Origin of the sequence: Halospeciosus flavus (genome assembly GCF_029814175.1) — an archaeon.
Classification (GTDB): Archaea; Halobacteriota; Halobacteria; order Halobacteriales; family Halobacteriaceae; genus Halospeciosus; species Halospeciosus flavus.
In genome coordinates, this window is the sequence record NZ_CP122312.1 from 3002638 (window position 1) to 3016835 (window position 14198).

Sequence of the window (14198 nt, forward strand, 5' to 3'; positions counted from 1 at the left end):
TTACTGCGTCTCGGGTGCGCGGGCGACTTCGTAGTCGCCGTCGTCCCGGACGCCGATGACGGCCCACTCGAACTCTGGATCGGACTGTGCGAGGGCGTGACGCAAGTCGGGCGCCTGTGCCTCCCACGTCACGTAACACCGCATTCGGTCACCGTCGACCGTCTCGACCTCGTCCGTGACGGCGTAGACGTCGACCTCCTTCCACCCGCGAGCGGCCTGGAATCGGTTTCCCTGGCCGGAGACGTCGTATCCGAGGTCGTCGAATATCGACCGCGCTTCCTCCGACGGTGGTGTGTCAAGTGGCACCATCCAACAAGAGGTTGTGCGTGTGACGTCTTAACTGTTCTCCCGAACGAGAGGTCGGCGCCCGCACCCGGTTTTCGGTGGAACCGACAGCGGGCGTCACGTCGAACCGTGGAGCCGCCACCGCCGGTAGAAGAGGTCGAAGCCGTCGTCCGTTTCCTCGAACGTGAGCGGGACGTGGGCGCCGTCGGCCGTGCTCGTGTAGAAGCGGTAGTCGTCGGGGTCGCTCGTCTCGGGGAAGGCGACGAGGGTCTCGCCACCGAGAGCGTTGTCGAAGTCGACGCGGACGCCGCCGTGTTCGCGTTCGACCGTCGCGCGCTGGATGCCGCGGTGGGAGGCGTACTGGCCGGTGACGGCGTCGAACTTCGCGTCGAGACCGAAGCGGGCCACCGCCTCGTCGGGGGAGGTGCCGTCGAGTAGCGCGAGGACGCCCCGGCCGACGGCACTCGGGTGGACGTCGGGGACGGTACTCGCGAGGAGTCCGACGCCGACCTCCGCTCCCTCGCGGAACCCGGCGAAGGCAGAGGAGACGGTGAGCGTCCCGGAGTGGCTGACGAGCGTGTCGTCGAGGAAGGGTTCGCGCATCCACCCGTAGCCGTACTGCTGTTCGCTCCCGTCGAGTCGGGTCTCTCGGGTCGCGTGCCCCTCGTGGCAGGCGTGACGGCGCTCGTCGGGGAGCACCCCGGTGTTGCCGGTGAGGTGGAAGCGGAGGTAGCGACCGAGGTCCGTCGCCGTGCTCAGCAGGCCGCCGGCCGCGCCCGTCCCCTTCGCGGGGAAGTCGCCGCGTTCGAGGTCGCCGGTCTCCGGGTCGTGGTAGTAGGGGACGGCGGCGTCCTCGGTGTCCGGGTCGAAACCCGAGTGTGCCATCCGGAGGGGGTCGAGGACCTCCTCCTCGACGTAGCGGCGGAACGGCCGGCCGTCGACCGCCTCGACGACCTCGCCGAGGATGGTGTAGCCGGTGTTGTAGTAGAAGAAGGGGCGTTCCTCGCTCCGGATGTGGGTGTGGGGGTCCGACGTCGTCCGGTCGCCCTTCGCGTCGTCGACGTGGCGACGGCGGTCGGTCTCGCTCGACAGCGGCGCCGTGTTCGGGTCGACGTCGAGCGCGCGGGAGATGTGGGCGATGCTCGCGCCGTCCGAGGGCATCCCCGACGTGTGCGAGAGGAGGTCTGCGACGGACACGGGGTCGTCCGGAAAACCGAGGCGGGGGACGTACTCGCCGACGAAGTCGTCGAGCGCGAGGTCGCCTCGGGCGGCGAGTTGCTGGACCGCGACGGCGGTTACGGACTTCGTGACGGAGGCGATGCCGAACCGCGTGTCGGGCGTCGCGGGGTCTTCCGCCGCGAGGTCGCGCGCGCCGAAGCCGTCGGCATACACGGTCTCGTCGCCGTCGACGACGACGAGTGCCGCGCCGGGGACGTCGTGTTCGGCCACCCAGTCGGCCACGAAGGACTCGATCTCCCGGCGAGTCGGCCCGTCGAGAGAGGTGTCCGGATTCATAATTGAAGGAAGAGACGGGACGAAGTAAATGCTGTGGGCGGGACGCGACGCCGTCGGCCACATCTCGCGAACGTCGCCAACGACTCGGCAACTCGCTCGATAACGGAGATATGGCCCGAATATCTCGGTAATTCGGCCCGTATCTTAGTTATCGCCCGTATATCTGAGAAACCAACTCGACGCGTTCGCTCGCGAGTGTCGGCCTAGTCGTCACTCGTGGGCTGCGTCCCACTCCTCGGGCTTGCGGAGGTTCCCGCAGACGTTACACTGGATGCGGCCCATCGAGTCCATCGCGTTGTCGAGGGTCTCGCAGTGCGTACAGAACCAGCCGTAGCGGTGCTCGCGGTCGCGGCTGCGGTAGACGACGAGGAACGGGGCTTTCTTCCCCCGATCACCCTCGTTCTCGGCGACGTAGACGACGCCGTCGGCGGTGTCGACTTCGAACATGGCTCGTGGTAGCCGGTCGGCGGACTTGAGGCTGTCCGTCGGTTCGGAGCCGAAGAGACGTGTCCCTCATGTATCTCGGCGGCGTATCGGTGGGTATGAGCGACTCTCCTCTCCGTCACCTCCACTACTCCGACGTCGAGAACGCCTACGACCGCCCCGACCGCATCGGTCGGCTCACTGGTACCATCCGGTCGCTCGACGGTCCCGACGCCGTCGTCGCGGGGACGGGCGACACCACCTCGCCGGGCGTGCTCCCGCTCGTCACCGAGGGGCGACAGGCCCTCGACTTCTACGAGGGAGTCGGGACGGCCGTCGAGACGTTCGGGAACCACGACTTCGACTTCGGGCCAGACGCGACCCGCGACGTCGTCGCCGACTCGCCGCAGACGTGGGTCTCGGCGAACGCCTGGGACGCGGACGGTGGACGCTTCGCCGCCGACGAGGGCGTCGTCCCCCGGACCGTCGTCGAGCGTGAGGGCGTGCGCGTCGGTTTCGTCGGCGTCACCGCCCCCGAGACGGGCGACCTGAACCCGATGGCGACCGACGTCGACTTCTCCGACCCCGTCGCGGCCGCCCGCGAGCAGGTCGCCGCGCTCCGCGAGGAGGGCGTCGACTACGTGGTCGTCCTCTCACATCTCGGGACACCCGACGAGGAACTCGCGGTCGAACTCGACGTGGACGTCGTCCTCGGCGGCCACCTCCACGCGGAGACGCGCGAGCGCGTGGCCGGCACCCTCATCGTCCGCCCCGGCGTCAACGGCGGCATCGTCCATGAGGTGACGCTCGACGGGGGCGAACCGACCGTCGAGCGCCACGCGGTCGACGAGGGACCGATGGCCGACGACGTCGCCGACGCCCTCCGGGATCGGATGGCCGCTGCGGGGCTGGACGAGGTCGTCGCGACCGTCGACGAACCCATCGAACGGACCGAGGCGACCGTCTTCCGTGGCGAGAGCCGCATCGGCAACTTCGTCGCCGACGCCTACCGCTGGGTCGCCGACGCCGACGTCGGTCTCCAGAACTCCGGGGGCATCCGCGAGGGCGAACCGCTCGACGGAGACGTGACCGTCGCCGACCTGATGAGCGTCGTCCCCTTCGAGGAGGACGTCATCGTCGGCGAACTCACCGGCCGCGAACTCCTCACGCTCCTCCGGCAGTCCAGCGGCGCGGTCGTGAGCTTCGGGCAGGCCGACTGGTGGCACGGCCACGTCAGCGGCATCGAACTCGTCTGGGACCACGCGACGGACGAACTCGTCGAGGCGCGGGTCGGCGGCGACCCGGTCGACCTCGACGCCACCTACACCGTCGCGACGACCGACTACCTCTTCCACTCCGAGCAGGAGTTCCCCCTGCTCGACGACGAGCACCGCGGCGAGCGCTTCTACACGCAGTACGACGTCCTCGTCGACTACGCCCGCGAGGTCGGTATCGACGCCGAGATCGAGGGACGCATCGTCCGTCGGTCGGTCGAGTCCGCCTGATGAGTCACGATTCCCTCCGAAGACCTTAGGCGGGGGCGGTGCTCACTCCGACTATGACTCGCGTGGTGGTCCCGGTCCGCTACCCCCTGACCGAACACTCGAAACGGACCCTCCAGTCGGCCGTCGAGTTGGCGAACGAACGCGACGCCGAGTTGACCGTCCTGCACGTCGACCTCTACCAGAACGACCGGCACGTCACGCGCACCGCGTTGAAACACGCCGCCGAGCGGGCGTTCGGTCCCATCGAGAACGCCCGGTACGTCGTCCGTCGGAGTTTCCTCGTCGAGCAGGCCATCCTCGACGAGGCGGCCGCCGAACACGCCGACGTCGTCGTCATCGGGACGAAGCAGTTGAGCCGGTGGCGGCGGGTGCTCCGGAGCCTCCTCGGCGAACCCGACGTCGAGTCTTACCTCGAAGAACACCTGAACTGCGAACTCGTCACCGTTCCCGTCCGGTGAGGTCGGCGTCGGTGGCGGCGTCGGTCTCGCCGCCTCTGCCGTTCCCGTCGCGGTCGCCGTCGACGGCGACCCGCGCGGTCCCGCTCGTCTCGTCGAAGACGTGGTGGGTGTGGGGGTAGGCGATTTCGACGTCTTCCGCCGCCGCGAAGGCGTCCCAGATGGCGGTCTGGACCTCCGAGCGGACCTTCGAGAGTTTGTACGGCTCCTTCGCCCAGTAGTGGAGGGTGAGGCTGACGCTGCTGTCGGCGAACTCGTCGATGCGTGCGGTCGGCGCCGCGACGTATCGTGCGCTCCCGATTCGGATGTCGGGACCGCCGGGGAGCACGGTCTCGACCTCTTTCGCGGCTTCCTCCATGATGTGGCGTGCCTCCGCGACGTCACTCTCGTAGGTGACGCCGACGCTCAGGCGTAGCCGAATTCGCTCGTCCTCCGCGGAGTAGTTGATGACGTCGCGTTCGCGCATCGACCCGTTCGGGACGACCAGGAACGTGTTGTCGAGGGTGAAGACCTTCGTGTAGCGCAGCGTGATGTCCTCGACGAACCCCCGCTGGCCGGTGTCGGTGATCTCGATCATGTCCCCAATCTCGTAGGGCTGGTCGGCGAGGACGAACACGCCGTTGATGACGCTCCCGACGATGGGCGCGAGCACGAGACCGAGCACGGCGGAGAACACCGTCACCGAGAGGACGAGGTCGCCGAGACCGAGGCCGAACACCGAGAGCGCGGCGAACGCCCCGATGGCGAGCGAGCCGGTCCGGATGAGTCGGAGCACCGTCCGCGTGACGCTCGGCCGCTGGAAGCGCCGGGCGACCCGGCGGCCGAGCAGCCGCACGAGGAGCTTCCCGAGCGCCCACCCACCGACGACGAAGAAGATGGCGAGCGGCCACTCCCACGTCCGGGCGAGGCTCCCCCAGTCGACGCCGCCGAGCGTCGACCACACCGTGTCCCAGACCGAACTCGAATCCGAACCCGATTGCACGTCCGGGCCAACTCCCCGCCGGGGCAAAACCCCTTCGCTCGGGGGCGTGTCACGGCCGGGCGCACAACCGCTAAGAGGGGGGCGAGAGAGGGTTCGCGTATGACGTCGTACACGAACGACCCGGTCGCCGCCGGGACGCCCACCTTCGACATCACGACCGAAACCGAGCCGAGCGGGACGCTCCTCGCTGGCTTCTCGCAGTTCGGGCTCGCGGGGCTGACCGCCGTCGACTACCTCGTCGACCACCTCGACCTGGAGAAGACCGGCCACGTCACGACCGACTCCCTCCCGACGATCACGCCCTTCGAGAACGGCCGGCCGCGCCACCACACGCGATTCTTCTCCCGTCCGGACCTCGACGTCACCGTCCTCGTCGGCGAACTCGTCGTCCCGCAACTGGCGGCCCGCCCGGTCAGCGACACCGTGGTCGACTGGATGGGCGACAACGGCGTCGACGAAGTCGCCGTCCTCTCAGGCGTCCCGGTCCCGCACGGTCCCGACCAGCACCGGACCTTCTACATCGCGACCGACGACTTCCACGAGCGCCGTCTCGCGGACGCCGACGTCCCGGCGATGGGGACCGGCTTCCTCGACGGCGTCAACGCCGAACTCCTCTCGCGCGGCATCGACTCCCCGCTCGCCGCGGGCGTCTTCGTCACGCCGGCCCACGCACAGGCCCCCGACGTCGAGGCCGCCATCCGCCTCCTCGACACCGTCTCCGACGTCTACGACCTCGACGTGGACACCGGACCGCTCGAGTCGTTCGCCGCCGAGGTCGCCCAGCACTACGAGGACCTCGCCGAGCGCGTCGAGAACGTCGAAGAAGACCAGCGACCCGAAGACCGGATGTACGTGTAGACGCGACCCCGAAACCCAAGTACGGAGACGCGGCCAGGACGTGGCGTGCTGTGAGAACAGCCGCGGACGGGCCGCTCCGGAGACGGCGACCACCTCGTCCGCGGGACGGTTCGGTCGCCTGTACGCTATTTCACGGGTAGGGGTGGAACGGCCGGCTCAACTGCGGTCGGAACCCTAGCTCGCGGGGCACCTGCCTGGCGCGCTCGCCGAAGAACGGTTCGTCGACGTCGACGAACAGCGGCTGTGCTTCGGGGACGAGCACTCGGACGGCCTCGAACCCGAGTTGCTCGACGTCGCGAGGGGAGAGACGGGCCGCGTAGGCGTCGAGGTCGGCGCCGTCGAGCGCGTCGAGGACGGCGTCGAGTTCCGCGCGACCGCTCGGTGGCTCCTCGGCACCCACCGAGTCGACTGGGACCGTCGTCTCCGGGTCGACGAACCCGCGGACCTCGCGTGGGAAGTCGGCGTATCGCGCGATGGCGCCCTCCTCGCCGGCGGCGCGTTCCTCGCCCATCGCCCGGAGTTCCATCCAGTTCTGGAGTGCCTCGGCCAGCGCGCCGCGGGCGGCGGCGGCCGCGTTGAGGTCGGCCGACGAGCCGGCGGCGAAACACGGCCACTCGCCGTCCGCGCGGTGGACCGTGACGGCCACCACGGGCACGTCGACGTCCTGCGTGACGAGCAGCGGCGTCACCGTCAGTCCCTCGCTGCGGGCGCGTTTCGCGAGTTCGGCGAACTCCGGGTCGGCGTCGGTCACCTGCAACCCGAGTGGCTCGAACGTCGAGTACCACGCGAGCATCGTCGCGTCGCGCTCGACCGTCTCGTAGAGCCCGGAGAGCAGCGCGTCGACGGTCGACCCGCCGAGTCCGAGCCCGGTCGTGATGGCCGGCCCGAAGCGCTCCTCGTGCGGCGGGAAGACGACGAACTCCGCGGGGAGCGCCGCGTCCGTCCCGTCGTGGAGGTCGACTCCCCCGACCCACTGGAGCGTGTCGTCCGGGGCGGGCGTCTCGTAGCCCTCGGGGCGGACGAACCGCTCGACCGAGACGCCGTCGTCGCGGTCGGCGAGCGCACGCTCGAAGTCGGCGGTCCGGTAGACGCCCGCGCTGTACCGCTCCAGTCCCTCGCCGATGGCCTTCATGTAGGCGCGGTCCCATCCGGCGGCGACGCCGGCCGCCTGCCGGCGCGCCTCGGCGTCGCTGAATCCGCTGGTGTCGCAGAGTTGTGCGAGGTAGTACGGCGCGGGGAAGGACTCGCGTTCGCCGACGGCCTGCACGACGCCGACGCGGTCGTCGACGGCGCGCTCGGCCCGTTCGAGCGCACCCTGTAGGTCGGGCACGTCCGCGTCGTCGAGGTCGAGTTCGCGGTCGGGGGTGTCCCCGCAGTCGTCACAGTTCGGGACCGGGAGGAACGCACGCTCGGCGTGTGGGAGTTCGAGGACCGTCCCCGAGACGTCTGTGCCCGCGAGCGCCCGGACCGCACGCGATCCCGCGTGTGCGCCCGCGAGCCGAATCGCGCTCCGCGAGACGCTCGGTGACTCCTGGACGTCCTGTGGGTCGGCGTCGGCCGCGACCCGCGTGGACAGGCAGGTGAAACAGCCGCTCTCCGGACCGAACGCGGTGACGCTGGCGTCGACACCGTCCAGCGCGTAGCCCCCGACGCCGCCGAGTTCGACGGCAATCCAGGGGAGGTCGACGTCCCGGGCACGCTCGTCGGCGCGGCGGAAGTCGGCGCTCCCGGCCCGGCCGACGACGACCGCCAGGTCGAGCGACGCGTCGAGGTCGGACGGCGAGGTGTCCGTGACCGTCACGTCGGCGTCGGCGAGTGCGGCCCGGACGGCCTCCGCGGCGGCACCGCTCCCGACGACGGCGACGGTAGTGTTCGACATGCCTCCGGCTACGCGGGGCGACGATAATGAAGAAGGTGGGTTCGGCTCGCGAGTCGACCGGGTCCGGGTCCGCTTAGCTAGCGAGGATGGACTGGGCGACGTTGGCGAGTTCGGAGGGTGGGGCGTCCTGAAGCCGGTCGTCGGAGAGCTTCAGGCGGAGACGGGGTCGACCGACGTCGATGGGGACCTTCTCCGTGTCGATAAGACCCATGTCTTCGAGCTTCGTCTTCGTGCGGCTGAACGTAGCCTTGGAGGCGATACCGACGTCCTCGCCCCACTTGGAGATGTCGTAGAGGAGCACGCGGTTGCGCGCGGCGACGAGGAGACTGATCGTGACCTCGTCCAGGCCATCACCGTCGCCACGAGCGGTCTCGAGCGACGCGAGCACGTTCTCGAAGTCCTCCTCGACTTCGGGGCTGATGTCCTCGTCGAGCGTCTGCCGGATGCGCGAGATACCGGGCGTCCGGAGCGTGTACTCGTCGGCGGACTCCCAGTCGGCCTCGACGGCCTCGTAGGCGGCGTCGACGAACTCCTCGTCGTCGGTGACGAGCCCACCGACGTCGTCACCGGCGGCGACCAGCGCGACGGTCGCGTCCTCCGTGACGAGCAGCGAACTCCGCGTGCTGTCCTCGACGGTGCGAAGCGAGAGCGTGTCGGCCTCGATGAGGTCGGCCGTGTTGGAGGCGACGAGGAAGTCGTCCATCACGTCCTTCAGCAGTCGTTCGTCGGCGAGCATCCGGATCTCCGGAAGGTCGCCCTCGTAATACGTCGCAGTCTCGACGACACTCTCGATCGTGTCCGCCGAGGGGTTCACGACGAACAGGTCGTCGGGTCCCTCGTCGAACACTTCCCCCAGAACGCCGTCGACCGTGGTGCCGAGCAAGTTGGCTGTCATCCCTGTGGGGATATTAGAACACATGCATATATAATTTTATCGCCAGTCGAGAAGGTGTAAAACTGGCTCTCGACGGGAAAATAACGGCGTACAGCGTTTAGTTCTCGAATCGTGGCTGCTGAATCAGCCGTCGCTTCGGTCGAACAGAGCCCCGCTCAGCGGAGTCGTTCGGCGACCTCGTCGGACCAGAAGAACTCGCCCTCGTAGACGACCGGGACCTCGGAGCGGTCGAGGAAGTTGAGGAACGGGTCCCAGCGGAGCGTCGTCTCGACCTCGTTGCCGATGAGGTGCATCGACTGCTCGTTCGGGACGTACGGCTTGTAGACGCCGCCGTGCCCCCAGAGCAGTCCGGCCTTGTAGCGGACGTTGAAGTCGCCGCTATCCAGTCGCTCGACGTTCACCGTGGCCGGGATGAAGGCGTCGGACTGGGTGATGACCTGCGTCCCGTCGCCGACGACGGCGTAGTCTTTGCCCATCATGATGCGCCGGCGCGCGAGGCGGATGGCGCGCTCGATGGAGAACCCGTTGACGAGCATCCGGGCGAACGCCGTGCCGACCTTCGCGGCCTGCTCGTCGAGCACCTTCCGGAAGGTGACGGCGCCCGCGACACTGCCCTTCCGGACGAGGTCCAGTCCCTCGTAGTAGGAGCCACAGGCGTTGAGGAAGAAGGTCTGGGCGTTCGACTCCTCGATGCTCTCGATGGAGAGGTTGCCGTCGGCACACCGTAGGCCGTCCACCTCACAGTGGCCGATGTAGTGGACGAAGTCGTTCGGTTCTTCGAGGACCGTGGCGAGTTCGTCTTTCGTGAGGTCGTACTCCAGCGAGAGGTCCATCGGGAGTTCCTTCGCGCGTTCCTCGTAGATTTCGGCGACGCGGTCGCGCTCGCCGGCCATCTCCTTGTCGTTGAGGACGACCGTGACGGAGATGGTGTCGTCGTCGGCGCCGAGGTAGTCGAGGTTGTTGAAGTAGGCCTCGGGGATGGTCTTGAATACGTCGATGGGGGTCCCCTCGGCCATCCACCCGTGGACGCGGCCCTGCCGGAGTTTCGGCTTCACCATGTCGACGCTCGCGATGGGACCGGGCGACTGCCGGTAGAAGTCGTCGAGCGAGCGCTCCATCAACTCACGCCCCTCCAACTCGGTCGTCTCGGGCGGGTAGATGTAGCTCATCCGGTCGAGGAGGAAGGGGAGAACTCGCGCGTGCTCGAAGGTCGGTTCGACGTGCATCGCGAGGTGCCACTCCGGGAGTTCGTCCTTCACGAGCGTGTAGGGGGCGTCGAGGTACTCGAGGAGCCGCTCGTCGGGGTCCATCGCGTACGCCTCCTCGGCGTCGAGGTCGAGTTGGTCGAGGAGTTCGCCCTCCGAGACGTTCATGCCGTGTGGACCCGCGTCCCTGACGAGACAGTCGAGCCAGAACACCCGCTTGAGGAGTGCGGGGGCCGCACGCAACAGGTCCGGTCCCAGTTCGTAGTGGAGTCCGAGGTCGGGTGCGCGCACGTGCGGGATGACGCCCTCCTCGACGGTCAACTCGGCCGGGAGGTAGTAGGCCAGGGGCGCGACGGCGAACACGGTCTCCATGTCCGGCGGGACGTGTACCTCGATGCCGGTATCGGGCGTCTGCTCGACGACGGCGTCCGGGATGTCGTAGCCGTCGCCGAACTCGACTTTCGGCGGGTGTCGGCGCATCGTCGGGAACGACCGGTCCGGTCCCGTCGTCCGGTGTGCAGAGGTGGCGTGCGTGATGGCCGTCGCCAACCCCTCGACCGTCTCGGGGACCGTGATCGTCGTGCCGGGGGCACGGATCCGACTCCGGAACCCGATGGTGATACGTCGCCGTTCCGGGAAGCGGACCACGAGGTCGTCGTGCGTCTGTTCGAGCGACGCCGGTCCCTCGAAGCGGATGTACGCCTTGATGCTGGCGTCCATGTTGAGGAGGTAGACCCCCTCGCCGACCTCGTACGGCTTCTCACGGTCGATTTCGACAGTCTCGCCACTCTCGACGTCGAGAACGGAGGCGAACAGTGGCGGCAGAGAGAGCGTCTCGACCTCGCCGCCCACCACGGCGTCGGTCGGGTGCGTGATCTCACTCTGCGGTTCACACGTCCGCCAGTCGGGCGCTTCGATGACGAGTTCGCGCTTCGCGCTGTCTATCGCGCGGATCCCCGTCTGGGTCTCCTCCCACTCGATCACGTACGTCTCCCCTACAGGAGATGGGCATATATTTCTGTCGAGGACGGTGCGTGATTTAGTACCTCGAACCGTCCGGCGTAAACTTAGCCGGAGGTGGGCAAGTTTATGGCTCCCCGCGGGCGCAGTAAGGACATGAGCTACGACGAGGTACGCGAGGTCGACGAGGCCGTCGCGGCAGCCCTCGAAGGCGAGCGAGAGCGGCAGAACGACACCCTCGCGATGATCGCGAGCGAGAACCACGTCAGCGAGGCGGTCCTGGAGGCCCAGGGCAGCGAACTCACCAACAAGTACGCCGAGGGCTACCCCGGCGAGCGCTACTACGGTGGCTGTGAGTTCGCCGACGAAGTCGAGACGCTCGCCATCGAGCGCGCGAAGGCGCTGTGGGGTGCCGAACACGTCAACGTCCAGCCCCACTCCGGGTCGTCGGCGAACCTCGGCGTCTACCTCGCCGTCCTCGAACCCGGCGACAAGATTCTGAGCCTCGACCTCACCCACGGTGGCCACCTCTCGCACGGTCACCAGGCGAATTTCGCCGGCCAACTCTTCGACGTCGAACACTACGAGGTCGACGCCGAGACCGGCTACCTCGACTACGAGGGCATCCGCGAGCAGGCCGAGGAGTTCGAACCCGACATCGTCGTCTCCGGCTTCTCCGCCTACCCGCGGGAGGTCGAGTGGGAGCGTATCCAGGCGGCCGCCGACGCCGTCGACGCCTACCACATGGCCGACATCGCCCACATCACGGGTCTCGTCGCCGCCGACGTCCACTCCTCGCCGGTCGGCGTCGCGGACTTCGTCACCGGGTCGACGCACAAGACCATCCGTGCCGGGCGTGGCGGCATCATCATGTGTCGCGAGGAGTACGCCGACGCCGTCGACTCCGCCGTCTTCCCCGGCGCGCAGGGCGGCCCCCTCATGCACAACATCGCCGGCAAGGCCGTCGGCTTCGAGGAGGCGCTCCAGCCCGAGTTCGAGGAGTACGCCGAGCAGGTCGTCGAGAACGCCGAGGTCCTCGCCGAGACCCTCCAGGGCCACGGCTTCTCGCTGGTCTCCGGCGGCACCGACACCCACCTCGTCCTCGCCGACCTCCGCGAGTCGCACCCGGACACCACGGGCGGCGACGCCGAGGAGGCGCTCGAAGAGGTCGGTATCGTCCTGAACGCCAACACGGTCCCCGGCGAGACGCGCTCGGCGTTCAACCCCTCGGGCATCCGTGCCGGTACGCCCTGCCTGACGACTCGCGGCTTCGGTCCCGAGGAGATCGAGATCGTCGGCGACTGCATCGCGAAGGTCGTCGACAACGTCGGCGACGAGGAGGTCTACGCGGAGGTCTCGGAGACGGTCGACGAACTCTGCGCGGAGTACCCCGTCTACGGGTAGCCCTCGCCGTCTGCCCGAACCCTCACAAGACCCGCGCCCGAATCCACCCCCATGGGTGAGGAGTCGTCGGCCGTGACCGACTTCCAGCGGACGGTCCGCGCCGTCGTCGCCGAGGCACGCGAGCAGCGGATGACGCTCGTCGCGGCCGGTCTCGCGTACTACCTCTTCTTGTTGCTGGTCCCGCTGTCGTTGCTCGCGCTGATCGTCCTGGAGGAGGCCGGCGAACTCTCCCACGTCGTCCCCATCCTCCACTCGATCGCCGAGACGAAGGTCACCGTCGGGACGCTCCACCAGATAACGGGCGGCGACCAGCCACGCGAACGCGCGGCGGTCATCGCGTCGGTGTTGCTCATCTGGAGCGCGACGCGGACGTTCCAGGCGCTCAACCGCGTCTTCGCCGACGTCCTGGAGACGAATGCGGACGAACGAGTCGTCCAGGAGATCCTCGAAGTCGTCGTCGTGCTCGTCCTCACTATCGGGTCCATCGGGTTCGTCGCCGCCGGCGGCGTCCTCCTGGCGCGGGCGACCGACGCCGCCTCGTGGTACGCCTCCGCGCCGGTCTTGCTGTTCGTCGGCTTCGTCCTCCTCTTCTTCCCCATCTACTACGTCTTCCCGGCGACGGACGTGACCGTCGGGGAGGTCCTCCCCGGCACGCTGTTCGCGGCCGGCGCGTGGACCCTCTCCGGACTCGGCTTCCGCCTCTACGCGGAGGCCTCCCGGAGCGTCCACCTCTACGGCGTCGTCGGCGCCGTCCTCCTGCTCATGACGTGGCTCTACGTCGGCGGACTCGTCCTCCTCGTCGGCGTCGTCCTGAACGCGGTGCTGGGTGGGCACGTCGTCCCGGAGGAGTGAGTGATACACGTCCCTGCATACATAACGGTATTATTGCCACTAGATGGGCACGCTCCGGCATATTGAAGGCGCTCCCGTTCGAAGACGTGGGTGAATGACCACCGTCATCGACGGCGACGCCGTCGCGAAGGACCTGCGCGACGAACTCGCAGCACGCGTCGAGACCCTGAAGGAGTCGGGCGTCCAGCCCGGTCTCGCGACCGTCCTCATGAGCGAGGACCCCGCGAGCGAGACGTACGTCTCGATGAAACAGCGCGACTGTGAGGAACTCGGCATCGAGAGCATCCACGTCGAAATCGACCCCGAGAAACCCGCCGAGGGGCTCTACGGCGTCATCGACGACCTGAACGCCGACCCGAACGTCAACGGCATCCTGGTCCAACTCCCGGTCCCGGACCACGTCGACAAGCGGGAGGTCCTCCGCCGCATCGACCCCGCGAAGGACGTCGACGGTTTCCACCCGGAGAACGTCGGCCGACTCGTCGCCGGGAACCCCCGCTTCAAGCCCTGTACGCCCCACGGCGTCGAGTACCTCCTCGACGACGCCGGCGTCGAACTCGACGGTGCGGACGCCGTGATCGTCGGCCGCTCGGACATCGTCGGCAAGCCGATGGCCCACCTGCTCTTGCAGTCCGACGCCACCGTCACGGTCGCCCACTCCCACACGGACGACCTCGCCGCGAAGACCCGCGATGCCGACGTCGTCGTCGCGGCCGCGGGCGTCCCCGAACTCGTCGACGGGTCGATGCTCACCGAGGGCACCGCCGTCGTCGACGTCGGGGTCAACCGCGTCGACGCGGACAACGAGAAGGGGTACGAACTCGTCGGCGACGTCGAGTACGAGAGCGCGAAGGAGAAGGCCGACGTCATCACGCCCGTCCCGGGCGGCGTCGGCCCGATGACCCGCGCGATGCTCCTCTACAACACCGTGAAGGCCGCCTCGTCGCAGGAGGACGTCCCGGTCGACCTCCCCTGACGCC

13 protein-coding genes are annotated in these 14198 nt (G+C 68.4%); 6 read left to right on the forward strand and 7 right to left on the reverse strand.

Annotation, left to right across the window (positions count from 1 at the left end; translation table 11 throughout):
- From P0Y33_RS15885 to P0Y33_RS15895, 3 genes are all read right to left on the reverse strand, one after another.
- Positions 1-309: a DUF7116 family protein gene (locus tag P0Y33_RS15885; RefSeq protein ID WP_279528362.1), complete on the reverse strand. Its 309-nt coding sequence runs from the start codon at positions 307-309 to the stop codon at positions 1-3.
- A gap of 93 nt (positions 310-402) precedes the next feature.
- Positions 403-1800, reverse strand: a complete 1398-nt coding sequence (locus P0Y33_RS15890) for a serine hydrolase (protein WP_279528363.1) — start codon at positions 1798-1800, stop codon at positions 403-405.
- 210 nt (positions 1801-2010) lie between these two features.
- Positions 2011-2247: a DUF5816 domain-containing protein gene (locus P0Y33_RS15895; protein WP_279528364.1), complete on the reverse strand. Its 237-nt coding sequence runs from the start codon at positions 2245-2247 to the stop codon at positions 2011-2013.
- Between the two features lie 95 nt (positions 2248-2342).
- Between P0Y33_RS15895 and P0Y33_RS15900 the strand changes: the two genes are divergently transcribed.
- Both P0Y33_RS15900 and P0Y33_RS15905 read left to right on the forward strand, forming a co-directional pair.
- Complete coding sequence (locus P0Y33_RS15900; protein ID WP_279528365.1) at positions 2343-3728, forward strand: bifunctional metallophosphatase/5'-nucleotidase; 1386 nt, start codon at positions 2343-2345, stop codon at positions 3726-3728.
- Between the two features lie 53 nt (positions 3729-3781).
- Positions 3782-4186, forward strand: a complete 405-nt coding sequence (locus P0Y33_RS15905) for a universal stress protein (protein ID WP_279528366.1) — start codon at positions 3782-3784, stop codon at positions 4184-4186.
- Here P0Y33_RS15905 and P0Y33_RS15910 read toward each other — a convergent pair.
- Entirely contained in the window at positions 4167-5165 is a 999-nt protein-coding gene (locus P0Y33_RS15910; protein ID WP_279528367.1) for a mechanosensitive ion channel family protein, read from the reverse strand. The genes P0Y33_RS15905 and P0Y33_RS15910 overlap by 20 nt on opposite strands.
- A 99-nt stretch (positions 5166-5264) precedes the next feature.
- On the opposite strand from P0Y33_RS15910, the gene P0Y33_RS15915 reads away from it, so the two are divergent.
- Positions 5265-6023 (forward strand): proteasome assembly chaperone family protein, encoded by a 759-nt coding sequence (locus tag P0Y33_RS15915; RefSeq protein ID WP_279528368.1) that lies wholly within the window; start codon positions 5265-5267, stop codon positions 6021-6023.
- A 130-nt stretch (positions 6024-6153) separates the two neighbouring features.
- On the opposite strand, the gene P0Y33_RS15920 is transcribed toward P0Y33_RS15915, so the two are convergent.
- The 3 genes from P0Y33_RS15920 to P0Y33_RS15930 all read right to left on the reverse strand — a co-directional run bounded on the left by P0Y33_RS15920 (position 6154) and on the right by P0Y33_RS15930 (position 10986).
- Positions 6154-7902 (reverse strand): YcaO-like family protein, encoded by a 1749-nt coding sequence (locus P0Y33_RS15920; RefSeq protein WP_279528369.1) that lies wholly within the window; start codon positions 7900-7902, stop codon positions 6154-6156.
- Positions 7903-7975: 73 nt separating this feature from the next.
- On the reverse strand, positions 7976-8797 hold the full coding sequence (gene tbsP, locus P0Y33_RS15925; RefSeq protein ID WP_279528370.1) for a transcriptional regulator TbsP: 822 nt from the start codon (positions 8795-8797) through the stop codon (positions 7976-7978).
- A gap of 155 nt (positions 8798-8952) precedes the next feature.
- Positions 8953-10986: a hypothetical protein gene (locus P0Y33_RS15930; protein WP_279528371.1), complete on the reverse strand. Its 2034-nt coding sequence runs from the start codon at positions 10984-10986 to the stop codon at positions 8953-8955.
- Between the two features lie 132 nt (positions 10987-11118).
- Between P0Y33_RS15930 and glyA the strand changes: the two genes are divergently transcribed.
- The 3 genes from glyA (at position 11119) to P0Y33_RS15945 (ending at position 14194) form a co-directional block, all read left to right on the forward strand.
- Complete coding sequence (gene glyA / locus P0Y33_RS15935) at positions 11119-12366, forward strand: serine hydroxymethyltransferase (RefSeq protein ID WP_279528372.1); 1248 nt, start codon at positions 11119-11121, stop codon at positions 12364-12366.
- A 51-nt stretch (positions 12367-12417) separates the two neighbouring features.
- The gene (locus P0Y33_RS15940; protein ID WP_279528373.1) at positions 12418-13218 is read left to right on the forward strand and encodes a YihY/virulence factor BrkB family protein; all 801 of its coding nucleotides are present in this window, start codon (positions 12418-12420) and stop codon (positions 13216-13218) included.
- Positions 13219-13312: 94 nt separating this feature from the next.
- Positions 13313-14194, forward strand: a complete 882-nt coding sequence (locus P0Y33_RS15945; protein WP_279528374.1) for a tetrahydrofolate dehydrogenase/cyclohydrolase catalytic domain-containing protein — start codon at positions 13313-13315, stop codon at positions 14192-14194.
- The last annotated feature ends 4 nt before the right edge of the window (positions 14195-14198 follow it).

Excerpts from the sequence above, each read along its gene's own strand:
- P0Y33_RS15895 (WP_279528364.1), bottom strand. The coding sequence starts at position 2,247 with ATGTTCGAAGTCGACACCGCCGACGGCGTCGTCTACGTCGCCGAGAAC.
- tbsP (WP_279528370.1), bottom strand. The coding sequence starts at position 8,797 with ATGACAGCCAACTTGCTCGGCACCACGGTCGACGGCGTTCTGGGGGAA.
- P0Y33_RS15900 (WP_279528365.1), top strand. The coding sequence starts at position 2,343 with ATGAGCGACTCTCCTCTCCGTCACCTCCACTACTCCGACGTCGAGAAC.
- P0Y33_RS15885 (WP_279528362.1), bottom strand. The coding sequence starts at position 309 with ATGGTGCCACTTGACACACCACCGTCGGAGGAAGCGCGGTCGATATTC.
- glyA (WP_279528372.1), top strand. The coding sequence starts at position 11,119 with ATGAGCTACGACGAGGTACGCGAGGTCGACGAGGCCGTCGCGGCAGCC.
- P0Y33_RS15890 (WP_279528363.1), bottom strand. The coding sequence starts at position 1,800 with ATGAATCCGGACACCTCTCTCGACGGGCCGACTCGCCGGGAGATCGAG.
- P0Y33_RS15920 (WP_279528369.1), bottom strand. The coding sequence starts at position 7,902 with ATGTCGAACACTACCGTCGCCGTCGTCGGGAGCGGTGCCGCCGCGGAG.
- P0Y33_RS15905 (WP_279528366.1), top strand. The coding sequence starts at position 3,782 with ATGACTCGCGTGGTGGTCCCGGTCCGCTACCCCCTGACCGAACACTCG.
- P0Y33_RS15940 (WP_279528373.1), top strand. The coding sequence starts at position 12,418 with ATGGGTGAGGAGTCGTCGGCCGTGACCGACTTCCAGCGGACGGTCCGC.
- P0Y33_RS15945 (WP_279528374.1), top strand. The coding sequence starts at position 13,313 with ATGACCACCGTCATCGACGGCGACGCCGTCGCGAAGGACCTGCGCGAC.
- P0Y33_RS15915 (WP_279528368.1), top strand. The coding sequence starts at position 5,265 with ATGACGTCGTACACGAACGACCCGGTCGCCGCCGGGACGCCCACCTTC.